General features: G+C 38.3%; 14 protein-coding genes, 8 pseudogenes and 1 other annotated feature. Of the genes and pseudogenes, 13 read left to right on the top strand and 9 right to left on the bottom strand.

Translation table 11 applies throughout. From position 1 onward, the window contains the following. The 4 genes and pseudogenes from F972_RS15770 to F972_RS05120 all read right to left on the bottom strand — a co-directional run. Positions 1-149 (bottom strand): annotated as a pseudogene (locus F972_RS15770) (IS4 family transposase); the annotation flags it as partial. Positions 150-291: 142 nt separating this feature from the next. Next, a complete protein-coding gene (locus F972_RS05130) occupies positions 292-1,350 on the bottom strand; it encodes a 2,3-butanediol dehydrogenase (protein ID WP_004281883.1) in 1,059 nt (352 codons plus the stop codon). Between the two features lie 267 nt (positions 1,351-1,617). Next, positions 1,618-3,237, bottom strand: a complete 1,620-nt coding sequence (locus F972_RS05125; RefSeq protein WP_004726755.1) for an oleate hydratase — start codon at positions 3,235-3,237, stop codon at positions 1,618-1,620. A gap of 321 nt (positions 3,238-3,558) precedes the next feature. Beyond that, positions 3,559-4,263 carry an IS6 family transposase gene (locus F972_RS05120; protein WP_004681097.1) on the bottom strand — a complete coding sequence of 235 codons (705 nt, stop codon included), beginning with the start codon at positions 4,261-4,263 and terminating at the stop codon, positions 3,559-3,561. A gap of 192 nt (positions 4,264-4,455) precedes the next feature. Here F972_RS05120 and F972_RS05115 point away from each other — a divergent pair, with 192 nt between their 5' ends. Further along, positions 4,456-4,785 carry a DUF4236 domain-containing protein gene (locus F972_RS05115; protein WP_004681098.1) on the top strand — a complete coding sequence of 110 codons (330 nt, stop codon included), beginning with the start codon at positions 4,456-4,458 and terminating at the stop codon, positions 4,783-4,785. Positions 4,786-4,884: 99 nt separating this feature from the next. After that, complete coding sequence (locus F972_RS05110) at positions 4,885-5,199, top strand: hypothetical protein (RefSeq protein ID WP_004758300.1); 315 nt, start codon at positions 4,885-4,887, stop codon at positions 5,197-5,199. Positions 5,200-5,269: 70 nt separating this feature from the next. On the opposite strand, the gene F972_RS05105 is transcribed toward F972_RS05110, so the two are convergent. Next, positions 5,270-5,533 (bottom strand): hypothetical protein, encoded by a 264-nt coding sequence (locus F972_RS05105; RefSeq protein ID WP_004758307.1) that lies wholly within the window; start codon positions 5,531-5,533, stop codon positions 5,270-5,272. 174 nt (positions 5,534-5,707) lie between these two features. Continuing rightward, positions 5,708-6,736 carry an IS701 family transposase gene (locus F972_RS05100; RefSeq protein ID WP_081399031.1) on the bottom strand — a complete coding sequence of 343 codons (1,029 nt, stop codon included), beginning with the start codon at positions 6,734-6,736 and terminating at the stop codon, positions 5,708-5,710. 96 nt (positions 6,737-6,832) lie between these two features. Here F972_RS05100 and F972_RS05095 point away from each other — a divergent pair, with 96 nt between their 5' ends. The 3 genes and pseudogenes from F972_RS05095 (at position 6,833) to F972_RS05085 (ending at position 12,953) form a co-directional block, all read left to right on the top strand. Beyond that, positions 6,833-7,504 carry a hypothetical protein gene (locus tag F972_RS05095; protein ID WP_004758308.1) on the top strand — a complete coding sequence of 224 codons (672 nt, stop codon included), beginning with the start codon at positions 6,833-6,835 and terminating at the stop codon, positions 7,502-7,504. After that, positions 7,504-9,786 carry a hypothetical protein gene (locus F972_RS05090; protein ID WP_004769184.1) on the top strand — a complete coding sequence of 761 codons (2,283 nt, stop codon included), beginning with the start codon at positions 7,504-7,506 and terminating at the stop codon, positions 9,784-9,786. Before F972_RS05095 ends, F972_RS05090 begins: the two co-directional genes overlap by 1 nt. Then, positions 9,770-12,953: pseudogene (locus tag F972_RS05085) on the top strand (tyrosine-type recombinase/integrase). The gene F972_RS05090 and the pseudogene F972_RS05085 overlap by 17 nt, the downstream one beginning before the upstream one ends. A gap of 272 nt (positions 12,954-13,225) precedes the next feature. Here the strand turns inward: F972_RS05085 and F972_RS15135 are convergent. Further along, positions 13,226-14,358, bottom strand: a protein-coding gene (locus tag F972_RS15135) for an IS3-like element ISAba14 family transposase (RefSeq protein WP_228127220.1) whose coding sequence is annotated in 2 segments (ribosomal slippage) — positions 13,226-14,106 and positions 14,106-14,358 — 1,134 coding nt in all. Because the reading frame shifts where the segments join, the coding sequence is not laid out codon by codon here. A gap of 24 nt (positions 14,359-14,382) precedes the next feature. Between F972_RS15135 and F972_RS16470 the strand changes: the two are divergent. From F972_RS16470 to F972_RS15110, 8 genes and pseudogenes are all read left to right on the top strand, one after another. Then, a pseudogene (locus F972_RS16470) lies at positions 14,383-14,731 on the top strand (MbcA/ParS/Xre antitoxin family protein). 108 nt (positions 14,732-14,839) lie between these two features. Then, positions 14,840-14,983, top strand: a pseudogene (locus tag F972_RS15125) (transposase domain-containing protein); the annotation flags it as partial. Between the two features lie 190 nt (positions 14,984-15,173). Then, positions 15,174-15,476, top strand: coding sequence for a helix-turn-helix transcriptional regulator (locus F972_RS05065; RefSeq protein WP_004681114.1), 303 nt, complete (start codon positions 15,174-15,176; stop codon positions 15,474-15,476). 4 nt (positions 15,477-15,480) lie between these two features. Beyond that, positions 15,481-16,740 (top strand): type II toxin-antitoxin system HipA family toxin, encoded by a 1,260-nt coding sequence (locus F972_RS05060; RefSeq protein ID WP_004681116.1) that lies wholly within the window; start codon positions 15,481-15,483, stop codon positions 16,738-16,740. A 99-nt stretch (positions 16,741-16,839) separates the two neighbouring features. Further along, a pseudogene (locus F972_RS15120) lies at positions 16,840-17,425 on the top strand (transposase); the annotation flags it as partial. After that, positions 17,106-17,222, top strand: a sequence feature (AL1L pseudoknot). Its footprint overlaps the pseudogene before it by 117 nt. A gap of 84 nt (positions 17,426-17,509) precedes the next feature. Further along, a pseudogene (locus tag F972_RS05050) lies at positions 17,510-18,268 on the top strand (IS5 family transposase); the annotation flags it as partial. 49 nt (positions 18,269-18,317) lie between these two features. After that, a pseudogene (locus F972_RS16465) lies at positions 18,318-18,557 on the top strand (integrase); the annotation flags it as partial. 277 nt (positions 18,558-18,834) lie between these two features. Beyond that, a pseudogene (locus F972_RS15110) lies at positions 18,835-18,945 on the top strand (integrase core domain-containing protein); the annotation flags it as partial. A gap of 164 nt (positions 18,946-19,109) precedes the next feature. Here the strand turns inward: F972_RS15110 and tpgA are convergent. Together tpgA and F972_RS15105 are read right to left on the bottom strand one after the other, a co-directional pair. Beyond that, complete coding sequence (tpgA, locus tag F972_RS05040; RefSeq protein WP_004681119.1) at positions 19,110-19,925, bottom strand: trimeric autotransporter adhesin/peptidogylcan-associated protein TpgA; 816 nt, start codon at positions 19,923-19,925, stop codon at positions 19,110-19,112. A 72-nt stretch (positions 19,926-19,997) separates the two neighbouring features. After that, positions 19,998-21,880 (bottom strand): YadA-like family protein (locus F972_RS15105; RefSeq protein WP_004769175.1); only part of this gene is annotated, 1,883 nt, incomplete at its 5' end.

The raw sequence follows: 21,880 nt of genomic DNA, 5'->3' as shown, positions 1-21,880 counted from the left end.
TTGATGGGCAAGGCTTTAGATGCAGAAGAAAGATTGCACGTTTGCTTTAAAATGATCGCAAGCATGATGAGCGAAAAGCACTTTAAATGTGACTTGTTCCATTTTAGAGATTTGTTTAAGATAAGATATAACTCATTGAGATGTGTCATAGTATTCGTCGTTAGAAAACAATTATTGTGACATTATTTCAATGAGTTATCTATTTTTGTCGTGTACAGAGAAAGATATTAGAAATAGCTACATAGAGTTTATTTCTAGTTTATTCAAATTAGTCGTTCAAATTAGGCGTTACTACGGATGAACAATAATTTTTACAGCAGACTCATTATTATGAATCAATGTTTCAAAGCCTTTAGAAACAAGATCATCTAATGCAATCCGTTGGGTAATAAAAGGTTCTAGATTAATCTTACCTTGCTCAACCAAACGGATAGTTTCCTGATGATCATTTACATAAGCAATCGTGCCACGAATATCTAGCTCTTTCATCACCACACTATGCACATTAATTGTGGCAGGATGGCTCCAAATAGAAACGATAACGACTACACCAGTTGGTTTCATTGCTGCAACGAGTGTATCCATGACTTTATTGACACTACTACATTCAAAAGCGACATCTACACCGCGGTCTTCTGTAATTTTCATTACCTCAGCAACTACATCAACCTTAGATGGGTCTAGTACATAATCGGCAACACCCGCTTCTATCGCTTTTTCTTTACGTTTTGCACTCAGTTCAGTAATGATGACCGTGAGACCTTTAGCCTTTAAAATAGCAGATAAAAGTAAGCCTATTGGGCCTGCTCCACCAACCAGTGCGATATCGCCAGCTTTTGCGCCACTTCTGACATAGGCATGATGACCGACAGATAAAGGTTCTATCAATGCTGCTTGGTCTAAAGGAATATCATTTGAAATAGGATGTACCCAACGCCGCTGAACTGCAATTTTTTCAGAAAGACCACCACCGCGTCCGCCTAAACCAATAAAGTTCATATTTTTTGATAAATGATACTTATCATTGGGGCCAGTCGGCACATCGTCAGCAATGATGTAGGGTTCAACTACGACATGTTGCCCAATTTGGATATCATCTACACCCTCTCCAACTGCATAAACCACGCCTGAAAATTCATGTCCCATTGTTACAGGTGCAGATTCTCCCGAAATTGGGTGTGGGTGACCACAAGGTGGAATAAAAATAGGACCTTCCATGAATTCATGTAAATCTGTACCGCAAATACCACACCACGCAACTTGAATTCCAACTGTGCCTGGAAGTACTTTCGGTTCAGGGATATCTTCAATTCGAATATCCCCTCGGTCATAAAAACGAGCTGCTTTCATTTTATATTCCTTATATTGATGTTAACGGTAAACCAGTGCGTACACGGCCTCAACTTTCAATAAAGTATAAAAGGTGTTTGTGTAGGCAATACCCTTACTTTTGATAAGCCAAAAGAAAGCAAAAGCCTTTGTTACCCATACATAACATCCCTATTATGATGGATAACGTGTGGCATCCCTGCCACACTCGTGTATCCAAACGTTGCTTAAATTAAACTATGTAATAGTGGCGACATAAAGGTGCTCTTATCGCTATATATTAAAAACTTAGTGGAACACTGTTTCTAAAGCTTTTAAACCCACTTTGGGATCAAGTAGACCGTTGTAAATTTCAGGGATTTCACGTTCCACCCCAAAAAATTCATAAATGGCAAGCATCGCCCCACGAACTGAATATTCCACAGTAAAGACCACGTCATCTTCAATTTCCACAAACTGTCCAAGGAAAGCAAAGTTTTGTGAGCCTTGTGGAATTACCTGTGGACGATCCCCCGGTTTACGGCAGGCGAATAGGGCAGAGGCGTATGGCATCATGGCGGTAGTAACATCAGTCGTTGCCAAAACATGATCTAAAATGTCGTCAAAACCGAGCTGTTTAATCAGTTCTGTTAGGATTTCTTGCCCCGTGGCTTCGGACATTGGTTTTTTGATGTAATCGCCTATATGGTCAATTTGGAAACCGTAGCCCCATAAGGTATATAAACCTTCAGGTAAGTCGGCAAAGTGTGGCTGTGCAGGAACCACGATGGATAAATGCCAACCCGACTCATACCAAGTCATGAGTGCGCCTGTGCCTGGTTCATTGCCTGTATAGTCAATAATACGTTTAAGTAGCACGTCATCTTTCATGGTCAGAGTGAAAGACTCCCACTTATGTTCATCGACATTGCCATAAAAAGTCATTGGACGGCCAAAGTCTGGGGCTTTTTGTGCCAGCGTTTCCCAAAGCGTCCAGCCATGATCTTCTCGATGACGAATAAGGGCAGGCACGTCATGATTACCGCCATAACGTGAGTCTGCTGTAATAGAGCCTAAAGTGAAAATAGCTAAATCATTGGCTTTCAGATTAATTTGCTCTGAGCCTTCAGGCAATTGTACATATAGGCGTGAAGCGTAGCGTTCTTGAGTTTCAGCATTGGTAATGAAGTCTGCATCTGTGACATAGTGTCCAAAACGCACATCGACGCCTTGTGCGACTAACCAACGCTGTAGGGGCAGAATCATCGAGTCATATTGGTTGTACTTGGTACGTTTCACACCCGCTAAGGTATGAATGCGTGGCAATTCTTGAATAAAACGCAAGAAATAGCGTCTTAACTCTGCTGCACTGTGCCATTTTTGAAAAGCGAAAGTCGTGCGCCACATGCGCCAGAAATTGGTTTCAAAAAAGGTTTCATCAAAAAACTCATCAATGCGGCGACTGCCAATTTTTTCTTCTTTTGAAGCTAATAGGCGCAGCATCTGTGCACGATGTAGCGTATTCAGACCAAGCTTTGCTGCATCCGCAATGACATGTTCGGCATCAATCAACCGTGCATTGGCGTGGGTTTTCACTTTTTCATTAAACTCACGACATTCTTCACGCACCGAAATGTCTGGATTTTCCAAAGATGGAATACTGGAAAATAAGTCCCATAGGCACAAATAAGTTTCATCGGTCAGCATTCGCCCACCACGTGTTACCCAAGCTTGCGCGGCATGCGGTGTATGTCCACCATCCATCGAACCACCTGAAATATCGAGTTCTTCTAAAATATGGATATTTTTGGCAGGGACTTTGGCATCACGGATTGCAAATGCAGCAGCAGCCATACCTGCGATACCACCACCAATAATCCAAAGATGGGACTGTTGTGCGTCTAATGGGGTGCGCTTCTTCTTTTGCATGGTTCACCTTTAATAATGATGTTAAAAACTATGAAGTATAAAATGTGATTTAGAAAAACCTTAAAAATAGTATGACTTTTTATATATGAAAAATGTATGAAATGGGAAGCAATTTACTCATTATATTTTGTAATCAAAAAAATGTAAGTAATGGTTATTTTTAATACACATTTGTATTTTTTTAAAATAAAATATGATTTAAGTAATTGATTTTATTATTTTATAGAGTAATCACTCTATTTTGATCATATTTGTTTGTGTCTGAAGAAGGCACTGTTGCAAATAGAGATTTGAGTCGATGATGTTCCCTTTAAAAAGTACTTAGAGACCGAAAACCCTGTTGATTAGACACACTTCACCCTGAGGCTGACCATAATAAAATGACGATGCTTGTCCTTTACGTAGTGCACGCATGACTTCAATACCTTTAATTGTGGCATAAGCCGTCTTCATAGATTTGAATCCTAATGTGGCCCTGATGATCCGCTTTAGCTTGCCATGATCACATTCAATCACGTTATTTTTATACTTAATCTGCCTGTGCTCAAGGTCTGGTGGACATTTACCTTCCCGTTTTAACCGTGATAAAGCACGTCCATATGTGGGTGCTTTATCCGTGTTGATCACTTGTGGAATTTGCCATTTTTTCACCGTATTGAAGATCTTTCCTAAAAAACAATAGGCTGATTTACTGTTCCGTCTAGCGGAAAGGTAAAAGTCAATCGTATGACCATGTTGATCAACTGCACGATACAGGTAAGTCCATCGCCCCTTCACTTTGATATAAGTCTCATCCATATGCCATGAATGTAAATCTGTAGGATTACGCCAATACCAGCGTAAGCGTTTTTCCATTTCTGGAGCATAACGCTGAACCCAACGATAAATTGTACTGTGATCAACATTCACACCCCGTTCGGCCAGCATTTCCTGCAGTTCACGATAGCTAATGCCATATTTACAATACCAGCGCACAGCCCAAAGAATGATTTCGCCCTGAAAATGCCGACCATGGAAAGGATTCATATGCTGCACCTTTAGCTAAAACAGTCTTCAGCTTACCATTCGTGGTTATTTGCAACAGTGCCTGTTAAAGAACATACTGATATTTCACTAGATAAGTCAAATGATCAGTCCTATGAATGAATCAAACTCTTATTTCACTGTATCCGGACAACTGAGATAGAAACCAAACTGGTTCTTTTAAATGGAAAAAAAATGGGCTTCAGATTTCGCAAGAGTATTAAAATATTACCTGGATTAAAAATCAATCTGACGCATAAAGGCATCAGCAGTGCAAGCATTGGCAAACCTGGTGCTTCTTTAAATATTGGCAAAAAAGGCACCCGAACCAGCGTTGGTATTCCAGGCACAGGCCTATCCTATTCCAAGCACCACACCTATAAGAACAGAGCTGGCAACCAAGAGAATCCTATTCAGGAGCAACAACCGTTCTATACATCAGATACCGAGCAACCCAAATCGAATGTCTGGATTTGGGTAATTTTTGGATTATTTTGTTTTATTGTCGGAGCAATTATTTTTTGAATTTAGCCATTCTTTGTATCCCATAATATCCACTGCTAGGCAAAATTTAATTCATTCATTACTATGGACGGATGTTAAATACAATAAAGGCTGCCGCTAATGTCTGATAATGACAATACTCTGGAATATGATGAAAATGATTTAATCGACTCTCCCTTATCTCAAGTTTTACAAGAGGATAATGAGCAAATTGAAATTCTAATTTATCGATTACCTGATAGTGACTGGACACTGGAAGTGGTGAACCAAAGTGGTACTTCTACTGTATGGGATGAAACATTCCCGTCAGATCAGGAAGCTCTATCTGTCGCTTTAGATGGAATTAAAGCCGCAGGCGGTATTCAGGCCTTTTCCGAACTCAGTGACCTCGAAGCAAAGAACAATATTTTTCCTGAATCCCTTATTCGCCATTAAAAATGAAACTACCGGCTTGAATTTGGATCAGTATATTTTTGGATTCTTAGAACCTATCGCGATGATAGGTTCACTTCAACCCAAACCCATCTAGTGTTGAAGGGTCAAAATTTTCATCAAACATAAACTCATCTGCTCGCTCTTTTCTTAATGTCGCCAAGGCATAAAAGAAACATTTCTCACATAACTGCAATTCATATCTTTCACCGTCATGCTTAGAACCATAGCCCCAATGCGCCGATAAAGTGCCAAACTCCAGTTTCGTTGATTGGTTGCATACATCACATACAACATCTGTAACGACTTCTATCTGTTTCAGTTGTTTAATTTCCATCTTAAGAGCTTATAAATTTTAAAATAAATAGCATTGCTATAAGTTGTGATCCCACTCATAAAAATATAAAAATCACAATATATTGTATATAGATTGTAAATATACACAAAATATAGGGCAGATCGATCTTGTTTAATATTTCAAAAAATTATAAGAATTAGGACTTACGCACTGTTATTTATAGACTCTCTGTGGTAGCAGATGATTTTTATCGAGAATAAAGTCATCAATGAAGTTTTTGATCATTGGTCTAAATAATTTCTTCTGCCAATGATATACATTTTCAAAGATCCCCTCAAACTGGTTCTTTTGTATCTCAACGTAGGCCATCAAGGCTGAAAAAATATGATTCAAAATCAGTTTAGACCGTCTTACTTGAAACTTTTCAATATGACAAACCTGTTTAATCACTCGGTGATATTGTTCTATTTTCCAATGACTTGAATGTAATTCATGAAAACCCTCAAAGGACAATAAATCATCTTCATCTTGATACACAATATAAAACCTCTGCTGTTCTTTTAACTGAGTCTTAAATAATTGTACAAAGCCAAAATCTTTGAGCCAGACCACTTGACCCTGATGGAAATTCGGCAATAAACGCAGTTGAAACCATTGTCCTTTCTCTGGGGAAACCTTACGGTTACAGTCGATACCAAACATAAATCGAATACCATGTTTTCTTATGGTTTTTAGATTTCCAGTCGATGAATACCAACTATCACCTGTAATAAATTGAATCTTTGCACCCCAACTGAGTACTTCACTTAACATATCCATAAAGTAATCATTCTTGGTTTTACCCTCAGATTTGTCATAAATTCGGAAATTAATTGGAATATTTTGACCATTCTGATCTGTCGCATACAAGGTAATGAGATTAATCCCCTTGACGGATCGGTGGTGTTTGCCTGACCAAAAATAGCTAACTAAGTCCATATGTTGACTATATGGTTTATCTAAAACAGTATCATCAATACTGACTATAAGTTTATTATTATCAATATGTTGAATTGCTTCTTGATATAGGTCGTGAGGTGTGTAGTCTTCACGCTCTAGAAAGCGATTTACACTATCATGCGAGATATTATAAGTCTCGGCAAGTTGTGTGCAGCTAATAGAGTTCGGTTCTGTCATGAGAAAGCCCATATAAATGGGTAATGTACAAGTTGCTGTAGAAGCATGTTTAGTTCGTCTGATCACAGATACTTTATAAACTATTTTAATACTTTTTTGAATCCGTCAATGCGTAAGTCCTAAGAATATTCAATTGATTATTTTTTACACTTATGAAGGACTATGGAAACGGCTTTTGATTTCAATGAAAAATTTGGCGCACCTAAAAAATTGTTGTGCAAAAATTTTAATAAAATTCAAATCAGTATACACCCTGATTTTTTTGGAATTTATCTTTGCTATCAAGAGGCTTTCAAATCCTTAAAAGCTGATCTATCAATATTTACTTCTTACCCTGAAATCCGTGTCTGGAAAGACCCTAATAGATCTGGCTATACCATCGCGAATGCCTGTCAGTGGCACTTATATTGGTCTAAGAACACACCTAAGAATATCAACTTACTCGTCCATTCTTTTCCTCAAGATGAGGACAAAATTGAGCTATTAAAAAAAGAGGCAAGTTTGGAGTTTATGAAATTTCTATCCGCTTATCATCATAATCTGGATCGAATGAATCCTGCAAAAATGCAGTCGCTGATCAATGCCCATATTTCACCCGAAGTTATCCTTACTTTAAACAAAGAAAATTCTTTCAAACCTCACCGTACTATGAGCTTAGACCTGCTATCAAAACGACTCTCATTCACACGAAATCAGCTGAATTATCGAAATAAAGTTATAAACCGGAAAAGACAGAAGACTTTTGATCAACTGCAACAAATCAGTGGAATTGTGCAACAGCTTCTAAACAATCCTGACTTCGTTCTCACTCCAGATCAGCTATGGAAAGCATAATGTCAGAATCTAACCCAAGCCGTCAAAATGCTGCTGATATTCCACGAGTATCCTTAAAACAGACACTAGAAAAACTGTTTGGTGATGAGCAGCTCAACCGTGCAGAACATATTCAATATATTGCTGATGTATTAGTTTCGCAACCAACCGATCAATATCTAGAAGGGCTGAATCTCGATCTATTAGATTTTGATCTACAAACCAATTCTGTTGTTGCTAGACCCGCTGCCTTGGTCTCCTCTCGAAAACATACTGTTAGTGCAACACCCGTTACTTGGTATGTGAACTCAATTGCACAATTAGCAAAGTCAGAAGAAAATGCCTTAACCTGGAATATTCTAGTCTTAAAAGCAGCAATTTATTTAATTGCTCTTCCTGAGCTCAAGCCAGATCTTTTTAAACAAGCGCACGCCGAACACTTCAATACAGTAAAGCGCTTATTCCAACGTTTTAGAACTGCAAATAAAAATTTAGATACTGAAAAAAAATATCAAAATACAGAAGAGTATCAACGTCTCTGGAGTACCTATCTTCAAGATCCAACACAGAGCTTAGAACAATTTATTCAACATCTGATCACATTAGATACGGATGAATTGCCTGAGTTTGATCGCAATCTACTCAATGATATTCGGATTACTTTTAACTACATTTTAAAAAACAAAGCGAAGATTGCACGTGCAAGTATCGATACGCAGCTTCAGCATCAGTTTCTTGATGAAGAACAATTCATTGAAGAAAGTATCGAAATCAAAAAAGGGGCTAAATCTAAAGCACTGAATATAGAAACCTTAATCGATGAGCCGATTAATCGGCAAATTGTTGTCAATCCAACTGACGTCACACCACTCGCAGCACATTCAGAAACGAGTCAAAGCTATGTTCTACCGCTTGTTGCAAAACATATTCAACGCAAAGAACATTTACTCACGTCGAGTAGTTTTTTTCCGAATCCATCTAGCGTGAACCATCTACTGAAAAGACTTCATGTGGACTACTCTGAACATCAAAATAAAAGTGCTTTGATCCTGATGCTCGCATTTTTAACAGGCAACAGTGTGAATGAGTGGCTATATATACAAAGCAAGCGAGCTAAAAACTTAAATAACCGCCAAAAATTGATCCATAAAAATGATCAGTTCTTCTTAAGCAGTAAATTTAATGTATTTGAGAACCGTGATTTTGAGTATTCAAAAAGCTTGCTTAATCAGACGATCTATTTAGACATTCCAATCCCGAATCTATTCATTGAGGATCTCCGCAAAATGGATTCGGTTAGTTTCGATGATATACAGCAATATTTACGCAAATTAAGACAAGAATTATTGATTCCAAAACTGTCTGTCGTAAAAGTGAGTTCTCTACTGCATCATATGGTTCTTGCTAAAACAGGGAATAAACAACTCGCAGATTTAATCACAGGGATTGATGCCAATCAGTCATCATCTATTTCTTATTGTCATCAGAATATTCCACGATTACATGCACAATATGTTGATATTCTAAAATCACTTTGTGCAGATATAGCAAGCACATATGAAAGTTGTGTACCTTCGCCCCCTGATTCAATAATTCATTTTGGTAGTCGTAAAGCTCCAAAACCACAGATCATTACAGAGATTTTTGCTGTATTGAAGTTTAACATTTTTTCACAAGCTGAAGACGATCTGATTGCTATATACAACCACTACAACATATGGATGTGGCATATCCTCCTTCTTTTTACAGCAGCACGCCCCGTTGCTGAATTCCCTGGATTTCTTAAAAACTTTAATTTAAAACGCCAAATTTTGATGGTTTCTGACAAAGAAGTAGGCGGCCGCAATGGATTCGGACGTCTAATCCCACTTTGTTCATTTTTAGTTGAAGAGATAAAAAAATTCCTTAAATTTTTAGAATATTTTTCGACTCAAATCATGATGAGTCATCCAGCTTTAAATGGTGTTATACAACAAATAGAAGCAAGTAAGCTGCCCTTTTTGGGAATCATCCAAGATGATGAGTGGAAACCACTAAGTCCTTCTACAGTCAAAAATTTCCATCCTGAATTAGGACTTGATCATGCAAATTGGCATCGCCATACAGCTCGTGCATTTTTGACTCATAAAATTACCGAACCTGAGATTTTAGCTCTCTTTGGACATGAGCTCATGCAACAAGAAGCAGCACATCCTTTTTCCAGTTTATCACTATCTCAATTTTCTAAAATTGCGAATGTTTTAGAGCAAATGAAAGATCAATTTAAAATTAGCGGGATTGAAGTTCATGTCATCATTCAATAAAAAAATCCCAAAAAAACGCTATGCTGAAGATAGACGTCAACTTCAACGTAATGAATTAGAAAAGAACCTACGAGCTGATGCAGAACAAGAGCTCCGACAGTACTTTGATGAGCAAAAATTCTCAAATGAAGACTTAATTCAAGCTTATCCTGCAATTTATGAGTTTATTAAACGTAAAGCACCGAATCTTGCCTGGAAAAAATATGCTCATGAATTCTTCCGAACATATATCGAAGACCTCAATAAAAGTAATAACCTAGACCTCCCACTACCTTATCTCACCTTTGAGATGAAACGCGATGAACCAATTTTCACCCTAGATTGGATCCAAGCCGGTCATGAAATTGACATCATCCTCGAAAAACTGTGGGATTACTGGATTCTTGCTCAAGATAGTTCCGCTTTTTCTGATGATGAAATTATTGGGAATATTCTGCTTTGCTCAATGTTATACGGTGGATTAAATCAAATAGCTTCATTAAATGCTTTGCTCGAACATTTAAAAAACCCTGAAAAAATCCAAAAAATTTTCGATTTTAATATCATCTTTTTAGAGCCACTTTCTCCAAGCTATGGCGATCTATTTGTTGATGAAAAAACAATTCGAAAATCACGTAATTTTATCCCAGATCAACTCACACGACTCTGGCTCATTCACTTCAATACAAGACAAATTCGTGACATCAGTCTAGACGTGAATGCGTATCTGCACCTCATTTTTCAAAAAATAAAACATCCATACACCAACAAGACTTTTAAGTTTTTACGTGACTACGCCAATTTTAATTGGCTACAACTGCAGAATGCAGATGTTGATCCTGCCCTTTCACAATGTTTGTTAGAAAACACTCTCACGTGTGGTTTATCAGAACATGAGTTTGAAAACTTTGCATTCCCAAAATTTAAAACTCAATTAAGTGCTGAAATCGAACGAAATGTCTCTTCTACAGCCAAAGTCCTACCAGATCTCAATACGTCTGAAGCAGTAGAGAATGTGATATTTATTCATAAAAACTTGCTGAAAATTATGCGCACATCAACGGACCAAGGCACTGCTAAACTCATAATTGATTTTTGCCTGCGTCACCAAGAGCAGTTTAATGAGTTTTCTAAACGTATTATTTTGTGGCTCATCAGTCTCTATCGACCAAGTTCAGAGCAAATAAAAAAATTATCAGCCACCTTTGATTTTGATACAACTCAGTACACGAAGGCATTTCAAGACAATCAAAAACTCGCAGATAGTTCAATCTATACATATTACACCCGGATCGCAGAACCGTTTTTAACTCATGCCTTACAATACATCGATGCCGACGATGACATTAATGATCTGCTGAACAAAATCTATCAACAAATCATTAGCAATACACGACTTGCTGATGAAGTAGATCAACCTGAGTTTAAAAAATCTAAAGACCAAACAATCCACATGTTGAAACGCTTTCATACCTTTCAACAAATTGTTTTTCAAGCAGAAGATTTCGAACTTGAATTTATTGCATCGCAAAGTCGACCACGGGCACGCATCATAGGTCACACAGCCTTCCAGGTCATATTAAAGAAGTTAAATCAGCTCTTACATGACCAATCCATCTCAGACCATCACTATAAATTATTAAAAATTATTTATATTTTGGCTTACCGTACTGGTATGCGTATTAACGAAATACTCGGGTTACGTGTAAAAGATATCGAGGGTTTAAATCAATTTTCAATCTGGGTTCAACCTTATGGTTCAAAAAAACAAGGGAATCAACATCTGCTCAAAACTGATAGTGCGGAACGGATTGTGCCTGCATACGCTTTGCTAAAAGATGATGAGTACCAATTCTTTAGCGATTTTGTTGTTGAAAAACGTTTAGAGAATAAGAAAAGTTTATATTTATTCAGCAACTTGAATGAAAATAAAAAACTGAATAAACACACTGTCACCGCACCCCTAAAACTGATATTAAATCAGGTCTTTAAAGGGCATCATTACTCCTTTCACTCTTTTCGTCACACTACAGCGAATCATTTATCGCTTTTACTGAACTGTGAATATGCACCACTTGTGCAAAAGCTAACCGACTATAGCGAAAACGAATATCAAAAAATTCGAGCTGAGCTACTTCAAAATCAACATGGACAAAACCATTGGTTTGTTATCGCACACCTTTTAGGACATATAGAACCCGTTGAAACTTTCAAAAGTTATATTCACTTAAATTATCTCATTGCTGGTCAAAAACTACTGAAACATCATCCAGATATGCCTAATGAATTGGCTAAAAAAATTATGGGACACAATGCAACGTTTAAAAATTTGCAAATAACAAATGGTGAAAAAGACTTTAATTTTGAAAAAAACCAGTCCGTTCTAGCAACTATATTATTGAACGATCAAACAAAATGGCTTCAAAGTAATGCTACTGACATTTTAGATGAACTGTCATTACAAATAGATCAATCCCATGATTTTTTTTGTTTTTTTTGTTGGAACAGAAGATTCTAAAATTTCACTTCAACGCTTCTATGAAACGCTCAATATATTGGAGACTACTAAAGATCCTAAAAGTACAGCTCAACGTATGTGCTTGCCAGAAGAACTCGTCAATTATTGGTATGAAAATGCTCTAAATTTAGCAAACATTAAATCAAAAAAAGGGAATCCACGTTTATTTAGTATTGGTAGCTCAACCCACTTAAAACCAGCAATGCTTGATAGCGCTGAAGAGCTTCATGCAGTGACTTATTTTTTTGAACATCTACAGAAAATAGCTCGTAAAAAACCAACACAAATTGCATACGTCCTGAATGTATTTTTAAATCGAGTGACTGCTTCACATACCGGTATCCATTATCGCTGGAAGGATATCGATCAACTCGAACATTTTTACTCCCAAGTTAAGGCTTTATTTCCCCATCAATTTTGGCATTTACTTGGACAAGACTTGGTACAATTGTTAGATAAAAAGAAACAACCTTTATTAGTAAAGCTGGCTAAATCGAGCACAACAGATCATCCTACGACTCAAGAGGAATTTCCTCGTCTACAACTCTACTCAGTAAAAGATGGTCATGCTCTTGCTGCATTTAAATTTTGCTTACATCTAGCTTGTATTGGCAGACCTCGATCTCTTGAACTGCAAGTTGAAGGTCTAAAAATCACTACATGCGGTTAAATAATTTAACCGTTGCTTCCTTATCTAAAGCCACATTTAATATATCTTTAGCAAAAATTGGATATCTAAGAAACAATAAGAAAATAGTATAAATTCTATGTATCAGTAACCTCTGAAACAGAGATCAGTTATGCGTAAAACATCAGAAAAAATTGCAAAACAAAAAAGGTATTGGCTAAATCTGTTTTATCAGCTGCAAAATAACTTAGTTAGAGGTGGTCCCACATGTTTGAACAACTAAAAGCTTATTTATAAGTGATATTCTGCTCTAGTTAAGCTACCTTATTTTGTTGTGGTAGCTGGTCATAGTAAAACTCATCTGGGGTCATTTTGTCCAGACTCGAATGAGGCCGTTTCAAATTATAAAATTCAAAATATGCACTCAATTGCTTTTTCGCATCTGTGACACTGCTATAAGCTTTGAGATACACCTCTTCATATTTAACGCTCCGCCATAATCGTTCAACCATCACATTATCTACCCATCGACCTTTACCATCCATACTGATTTGAATGCCATTTGATTTCAATACATCAATAAATGCATCACTGGTAAACTGGCTGCCTTGGTCTGTATTAAATATTTCAGGTCGACCATATTTTTCAATCGCTTCATTTAAAGCCGAAATACAAAAATCCACCTCCATACTAATCGATACCCTATGCGCAAGTACCTTGCGGCTATGCCAATCAATCACAGCACATAAATAAACAAAACCTTTTGCCATAGGGATATACGTTATATCCGTAGACCACACTTGATTACTGCGCTGAATAGCCAATCCTTTGAGCAGATATGGATATTTACGGTGAGCTTGATTAGCCTGGCTTAAATTTGGTTTGCAATATAACGCCTGAATACCCATTTTCTTCATTAAAGTACGTGTATGACGTCGTCCTATATGATGTCCTTGACGATTCAACAAATCACGCATCATACGACTGCCTGCAAAAGGATATTGCATATGTAATTCATCAATACATCGCATCAGCTTCAGATCTGATGCACTCACAGGTTTTGGGCGATAATAATAACAACCACGGGAGACTTTCAGCAGCTTAGCTTGTTTAGATACTGAAATCTGAAGTGAGTCGTCGATTAACTTTTGTGGTTGAAGCGGCCCAGTTTCTTCAACACACCTTCTAAAAAATCAATTTCTAATGCCTGCTCACCGATTTTTGCATGTAGTTTTTTTAGATCGATGGGTGGTTCTGTTGGAGCTTTTGATTGATCGAAAGCTTGCGAGGAAGCTGAGATCAATTGATTTTTCCAGTCAATAATTTGGTTTTGATGAACATCAAACTCAGCACTCAATTCAGCAAGTGTTTTTTCTGCTTTAATCGCAGCAAGTGCTACCTTAGCTTTAAAATCATTTGAATGATTTCTTCTTGGTCTACGTGCCATAAAATACTCCTTATATCGATGTTTATAACATCATTTGGGGAGCAAAATATCACTTATAGCTGTTGTTCAAATTTCCTGATCCACCTCTGTTTGACACAGGACCAGCTTGCTATCGTTCTCAATTTAGATTCAGTGGAAACTTTAAATTCGCTTGAGTTAGATCCCGATTCAAGTCTGGGAGAACTCGCAATTATTTTAATTCGTATTGCGATATCATTAGATGCTCTAACAGGTGGAGAGGCTAAATGGATGCAACATTTTATGAATGTTACCCAATAAATTGTTGAGTGGTATTCCAATAGAACAGATTCAGAACCCTCAGGGATTGACCTCTGTTTTACAATTGGTGGAAGGGCTTCAGGCTAAACTTTAAGATAAGCAAAGTATTACAGAAAAATTTGAAAGTGATAGTCCTCTCCAATAATTCAAATGCGAGGTATAAGAATCCCCTCTTCTTCTCAAGATGTATATGTCTGGCCTAATTCCGTCAATAATACAGTCAGCAAAGCTGAATGGGCTTGATCCGTATGCCTATTTAAGTGATGTGCTGAAAAGGTTGCCCACACATAAAGTGACCCAAATAGAAGAATTACTGCCACACCGCTGGAAACCTGAATCGAATTAAAAAATAGCTATGGGGTTCAGCGGACGCTTACGTATTAGATTCCTTTAGATTTTAAATATCTAATTGGACTTCTTTAATCTAATAGGATCTAATCAGCCCATAAATCACCTCATTACCGATTAACGAGCAAAGTTAATAACTCCATTATTTTGTGGTTTAATACATATATATAGACATAAGATACAATATTATGGATTTAAAATTCAAAAAACCTGAAGAGGTTGTTACTTCATTATGTGAAAGGCTTCGCAAAGAACGACTTTATCTGGAAATGACTCAGGCAGACGTCGCTACACGTGCTGGTGTTAGTGTGAATACAGTATCTAATCTGGAAGCTGGTCGAAATGTTTCATTTGAAAATTTAGTACGTGTTGCCATGGTATTAGGCCGATTAAAAGAATTAGAGGAACTCTTTAAACCTCATTTAAACAGTGTAAATGACATTCTCCGCTATGAGAGCAATACGGCTCGCCAACGTATCAAAAGGAAATAAGTCCATGCTCAAAAAACTTAATGTTTACTACAATGGATGGGGTGAATATTGGCTTTGGGGTACACTGGTCTCCTCAACCGCAATCACAGGTCGGCCATTAATCGCCTTTGAATACAGTCCAGAAGCGATCAGTAAAGGTTTAGAACTTTCCTCTTACCTACTTCCGTTAAAAGGTGACTCATTAAGAACGAACTTTCCTGCACATCAAATGGGATTGCCAGGTCCTACATATGATGCCTTGCCCGATGGTTGGGGCATGCTTCTTATGGATCGCTTATTTAAAAAAAATGGATTCAATCCTGCGCGGATTGGGCCATTAGAAAGACTCACGTATATTAATACACATGCGATGGGAGCATTATCCTTTGAACCTTCAGCAACTGAGTTCGCATTAACTGAAAATATCCCACTGATTAAACTCGCTCAAGAAGTTCAGGAAGTTCTCAAAGGAGAAGGTGCAGAATTTTTACAGCATTTATTAATTATGGGTGGATCTCCACAAGGTGCAAGGCCAAAAGCGCTCATCTATCGTGATCCTGTCACCAACGAATTCTCAACAGTTAGCTCACATCAACATGAAGCTTGGCTGATCAAATTTCCCGCTCAGCAAGAGCATCCTGAAGTTTGTGCAATTGAAGCTGTTTATGCAGAATGTTTGCGTCATTGTCATATTGATACCCCTGACACTCAATATTTTACTCTTCCGAATGGATTAACCGCATTTGCATCAAAGAGATTTGACCGCCACGATGGCATGCGTATCCCTATGCAAAGTTTAGCGGCCTTCACCGGAGCTGATTTTAAATCACCAGGGAGTTTAGACTACAGTAACTTTCTTCGCGCTGCACACTTTTGCACCAATGATGTTCGCGAAAAAGCAATTGCATTCAAGCGAGCTGTTTTCAATGTAGTCTTCAATAATCGAGATGATCATTGCAAAAACTTTTCATTTCTGATGTCCCAAAATGGGCAATGGAAACTATCCCCTGCCTATGATGTTACTTTCTGTGAAGGGCCAGGTGGATATCATCAAATGGATATCATGGGTGAGGCACTGGATATTCCTCGACAAGCTCTTGTAAAACTTGGTACTCAGGAAGCGGAACTTTCTGCCCAAGAAGTCGATGAAATTATTAGTTCGATTTGTAAGGTTGCAATCCGATTCAGCAATATCGCTCATGATCTATTACCTGGACAAATTCAAGCAGAGACTATCCAAATGATCCAAAATAGGATTGAGCATAATATCAATTTATTGCACTAAATAGCTTTTACAAAGTGAACCGTACCGGGTTTGTCGGAGACCAAACTTTCTGAGATGAGACGCATTGCTTCGCAAGACGTAGCGAAGCGTAGTGATCCGATGAAAAAACCTAAATATACCCCTGAAATCAGAGATAGAGCGGTTCAATTATTGATTGAATTTGAAAAAGATTATCCATCGAATTGGGCTGCGATTGTGCCTAAAATTGGTTGCACTCCTGAAACTTTACGAGTTTGGTATCAAAAATATTTAGATCAACAAAATTCAATTAAAGTACAGCAACTTCCATATCAAGAACGTATTAAACAGCCCGAACGTGAAAATAAAGAAGTGCAACGTGCGAATGAAATTCTCCGTAAAGCATCCACTTTTTTCGCCCAGGTGGAGCTCGAACGCCCACACAAATAATGCTGGATTTCATCCATAACAATAAAGACCTATATGGCGTTGAGGCGAATTGTAAGATTGTACCGATCGCAGCTTCTACCTATTAATTTAATTAAAAATGGGGGTATTACCCCTAGATCTAGTTGATGGGAAGCTTCGCTTCGCAAGGGAACATCAAACAAAGCGAGATCTACATGATTTGCATCATGCTGAATAAATTAAAAGAATTTGGAAAGAAAGCTCCGGGCGTTATGGCATTTTAAAAACATCAGACAGCCTATTTAAGAGATTATTTATTGGTCTACTATGATAAGACTAACCCGTTAAGCTAGGTGGCCTAACTTAAATAAAAAAGTCTCCGACAAACCCGGTACAGTTCAGCTGCTTAATGATTAAATCCTTATTCCGTCTATCTTTACGTATGGTCACTGGCTTTGTGCAAAGTCTGATTAAACTTTGCGGATTAAATTGGACCGCACCAGATTACAGTACGCTTTGTAGAAGACAAAAGCATATTGATATTGCAATCAGCTACCAAAAACGTAGCGATGGGCTGCATCTACTCGTAGACTCTACAGGCATGAAGTTTCTAGGTGAGGGCGAATGGAAACGCAAGAAACATGGAGCTGAATATCGTCGCCAATGGCGTAAACTTCATATTGGTATAGATGCTAAAACCCTACAAATACGAGCAGTTCAGCTTACAACCAATAATGTCAGTGATTCACAGGTGCTTGGTGATTTACTTAATCAGATTCCACAAGATGAGCAGATTAACTCTGTTTATACCGATGGAGCTTATGACACCAAGCAATGCCGTCAGGTCATTGCAGATCGGCAAGCGCATGCGGTGATTCCACCTAGAAAAAATGCGAAACAATGGAAAGATACAAAGAGTAGCTCGCTAGAGCGAAATGAATTACTTAGAACAATTAAACGTTTAGGCAGGACACTATGGAAAAAATGGTCAGGCTATCATCGTCGAAGTTTGGTTGAAACTAAGATGCATTGCATCAAATTATTAGGAGATAAACTCAGTGCAAGGAGTTTTGATAGCCAAGTGAATGAGATCCATGCACGTGTAGCAGTCCTTAACAGATTTACGGAATTAGGTCGACCACTTACCCAAGTTACGCCTTAAATTTGGCTCAATTAGGGGCGCTTTGCATTTCAAATCTTTGTGCAACAAAGCCGAGAAAATATGTAAAAAACTAAATATTGAACTTACTCCCCATGGATTGAGGAGATCATATAAAACGTTAGCTATTTGGGCAAAAATCAATGAAGGATCTTTAGCACAGATATCAGGTCATAAACCAAGTGCATTAGTTGAAAGGCACTACATCGTACGACCTATGGATATGCTACAAGAAACACTACAAGAATATGAGGATTGGATTTTACAACAAGTGCGAAATGGCATTAATTGAAATACCTCGACACGGCCTAATGCCAGTCAGTTAAGAAATTGACTGGTATTCTCTTGGGTATTTCTGCGGTTTTCCCTTCACAACCCTAGGGCAACTTCTCGCTCTTCTCTCAGGTAAAATGTATTTCTTGGCTTTTCCAGTAAATTTTCAAAATGCTTGGGTAAATTACCTGCTGAATCCAATGAAGTGAATCTTTAAATATTCAGAATACTAATGGATGCAATATGAAAGCTGATTCTCAGAGGACTAGCTTTTGCCCGTTGAGCCATATATTTCATTTGATACTTTGGATGAAGTACAAGATTATGCAGCAAATTGGCTGTGGCATTACAATCATGAAAGACCACACCAGGCCAACAAAGGAAGGCCTCCTCTAATGGCTGCTTAACCTCTACTCTTAACTTCGGTTATTTATGGGAGGATTACCTAGTTTGTATCTTAATTTGCTTAAACTGCCTTGGTTAAAATCATTTTTACTTTCTAAACCTCTTAATTTTAAGGAAAAAGAGTATATAGTTACTTTATCAGCACAATATACTCCATTAATTCTTATTACCAATTAACATTTACTCGGCGATTTGGTGCTAAACATTCCACAGTTGAAGTAGATTTGGTTTGACCTTCACACTCTTTATAAATTCGGGTTGTTCCATTGGCATCGACTTTAATGTAATTCGGATCAATCCCCAGTTGAGCTAGCAAATAAGCCACGGTATTCGCACGCTGTGCAGATAAAACCTGGTTATAGTTAAAGTTACCCAATTTATCGGCATAACCCGTCACAGTAACCCGCTGGCTGCCGGACTGCTTAATGGCCTCTGCAATTTCTTCCACGCGGCTAAAGTCACGGTTAATCGCAGACTCATCATAACGGTCAAAGGCGAATAGTACGCTAGCTTGTGCAACTTGGGCATTCAGTCCTCCAACAACCAATGCATTTTTATCTACAGGTTGATTGTTGGCACCATATTGCGCCAAGCCCTGACAGGCTTCACCCTTCCAATAATATGCCTTGGCCAAGTAGTCTTTATCAAAGTCGATACGTAACTGGCAGCGTTTGTATTGCTGGGTTTCAGGCACACGGATATCCAATACATAGTTCCATTCACGAACCCCAAACACGCCTTCGCTAAAATGTGGATGGCCCAAAATATAACGAATTTGGTCTTTGGTTAAGCCATTTTCCAGACGCAGTACCTGATCATATTCATAACGGTGAACTTGATCTAGGTAACTTTTTTTCACTTCTGGAAAAGAAACGGACTCATCAGCCATCTGTAAATTAATCTGCTCTTTTGCATGTGTTAGACCACTCAACACACCAGTTAAAAATACACAGCTTACAATTGTTTTTAATAAAGTTTTCATTGTCATCTCAATTCTTGATTAAATTTAAAAAACAAGTGGGAAAGAGCCACCATGCTCTTTCCCCACCATGCATTAATCAATTACACCACTGATACCAACACGTACACTTGGATCACCTGATGAACCGGCAGCAACACCACCAGTCAATGACCAGCGACCGTTATCCGCAGTTTTACGTAAAGTCAAACCAATTGCATTTTCACCGCCATGATAGGCAGCACCTGCCGCATAAGTGTATTTACCTGGAATGTACGGTGCATTTTCTAATGCCATTGCCGCAGCAATACCTGCATTGGCTTTTTTCTCAACATCATCAATACGTTGATTTGTTGAGTAGAATGCTTGTTGTAACTGATCACCCAAATTTGTAATACGGTTACCCAATGCCTGATCGGCCTGATTTAGCGCACCTAATGCATCACCGACATTGTTATAAGAACCACCATTGACTTGATAATTTGGCGCATCAAAACTTTGCGTGATGTTGTTATAGCCAGCACCGCCGCCTAGGTATTGAGACAACTGCCCCATATTCACAGCATCGCTGTTTTGCACGCCATTGCTGACATTACTCACTACTTTACTGCCTGCATCAATACCGGAAGCGGTCACAGATGGACCATTTTTAATGCTCAAGCCACTGCTATCAACAGTGGTATTGCCAGCAACCACCTTATCAGTCGTTACAGTACCTGCATTAATATCCTTCGCTGTAACACTGTTCAGCGTAATATCATCAGCTGTTGACACCGTATAATTAGTACTGCCATCTGCATTTGAATTGCTCACAACTTTGATATTGCTGCCTTCAGTCACAGTCGATTTAGATTGAACTGCGGTTTTGTTTACTGCTGCAATAGCATCGTTAATATTGCTTTGACCTGTACCACCAATATTACTGAGATTTCCATTGGTGTCATAAGCACCAGCACCCATCATGTCGTGAATTTGACCACCATTCACAGCATCTTGAGAATCGGCAGTAATTTTACCGTCAGCAACATTGGTCACTTTTTGTTTGCCCGCATCGATACCATTTTTGGTTACGCTTGGACCACCCGCAATCGTTAAACCATTATTATCAATTTTGGTGTCTCCGGTCGTTACACTACCAGCTGCACCCAAATCAATATCTTTGTTTAAATCGACAGTAATGTTATTGCCCTGATTTGAAACTGTGACATTGCCATCTTTATTACTGAAATCAACAGTATCGTTTGGCTTCACATTGTTTGCTGTACCGCCATTGGTGCTAACATTCCAGCCTTTATTGGCATTATTAGCCACTTGATTGACTGATTTGATTGCATCATCAATAGTACTTTCACCAGTACCACCAATATTCGACATGCTGAGCAGGCCACCGTTATTGGCTGCATTACCGCCTAAAATAGATGCGACATTACTTTGCGCCCGGTTCAGCTGCTCTTCAGTCGCTGCGCGGCCTTGAGATGCAAAATCACCACTTCCAAGTGTCTTATTACTCAAACCAGTCAATGTACCTTTCACTGAATCTAGCACCAGTGTGTTAGTGCCTTTTACAGTCAATTTACCTGCTTCAAGACTACTGCTGCTCAAGGTATTTCCAGTTGCATTCATTTCAGCTACAAATAAACCCGTATTACTTAATGATGCAGATTTTTTTCCATCCTTGTCTTGTGTAATTATGCCTGTTGCACTCAGAATAGATGTATTACCTAATATATCTGTCGATGTCACCCTGTCAAATACCACATCTTTCTTCGTTGCTACAGTGACCTTGTTCCCTGCCTGTTCAACCGCAATGTTGTCACCAGCGATAAACGTTACTGTTTCATCTGGCGTGATCTGTTCAACTGAACTACCTGCCACTGCACCCGTACCAGTTTTATCTGTCGTCAGTTTCCAGCCTGTATTGGCTATCGCTTTTACTGCATCAAGCTGACCACCATTTACTGCTTCTTTAGATCCTGCAG

This window comes from Acinetobacter sp. CIP 102529 (assembly GCF_000368325.1).
Classification (GTDB): Bacteria; Pseudomonadota; Gammaproteobacteria; order Pseudomonadales; family Moraxellaceae; genus Acinetobacter; species Acinetobacter parvus.
This window is presented reverse-complemented; position numbering and strand designations above follow the sequence as displayed.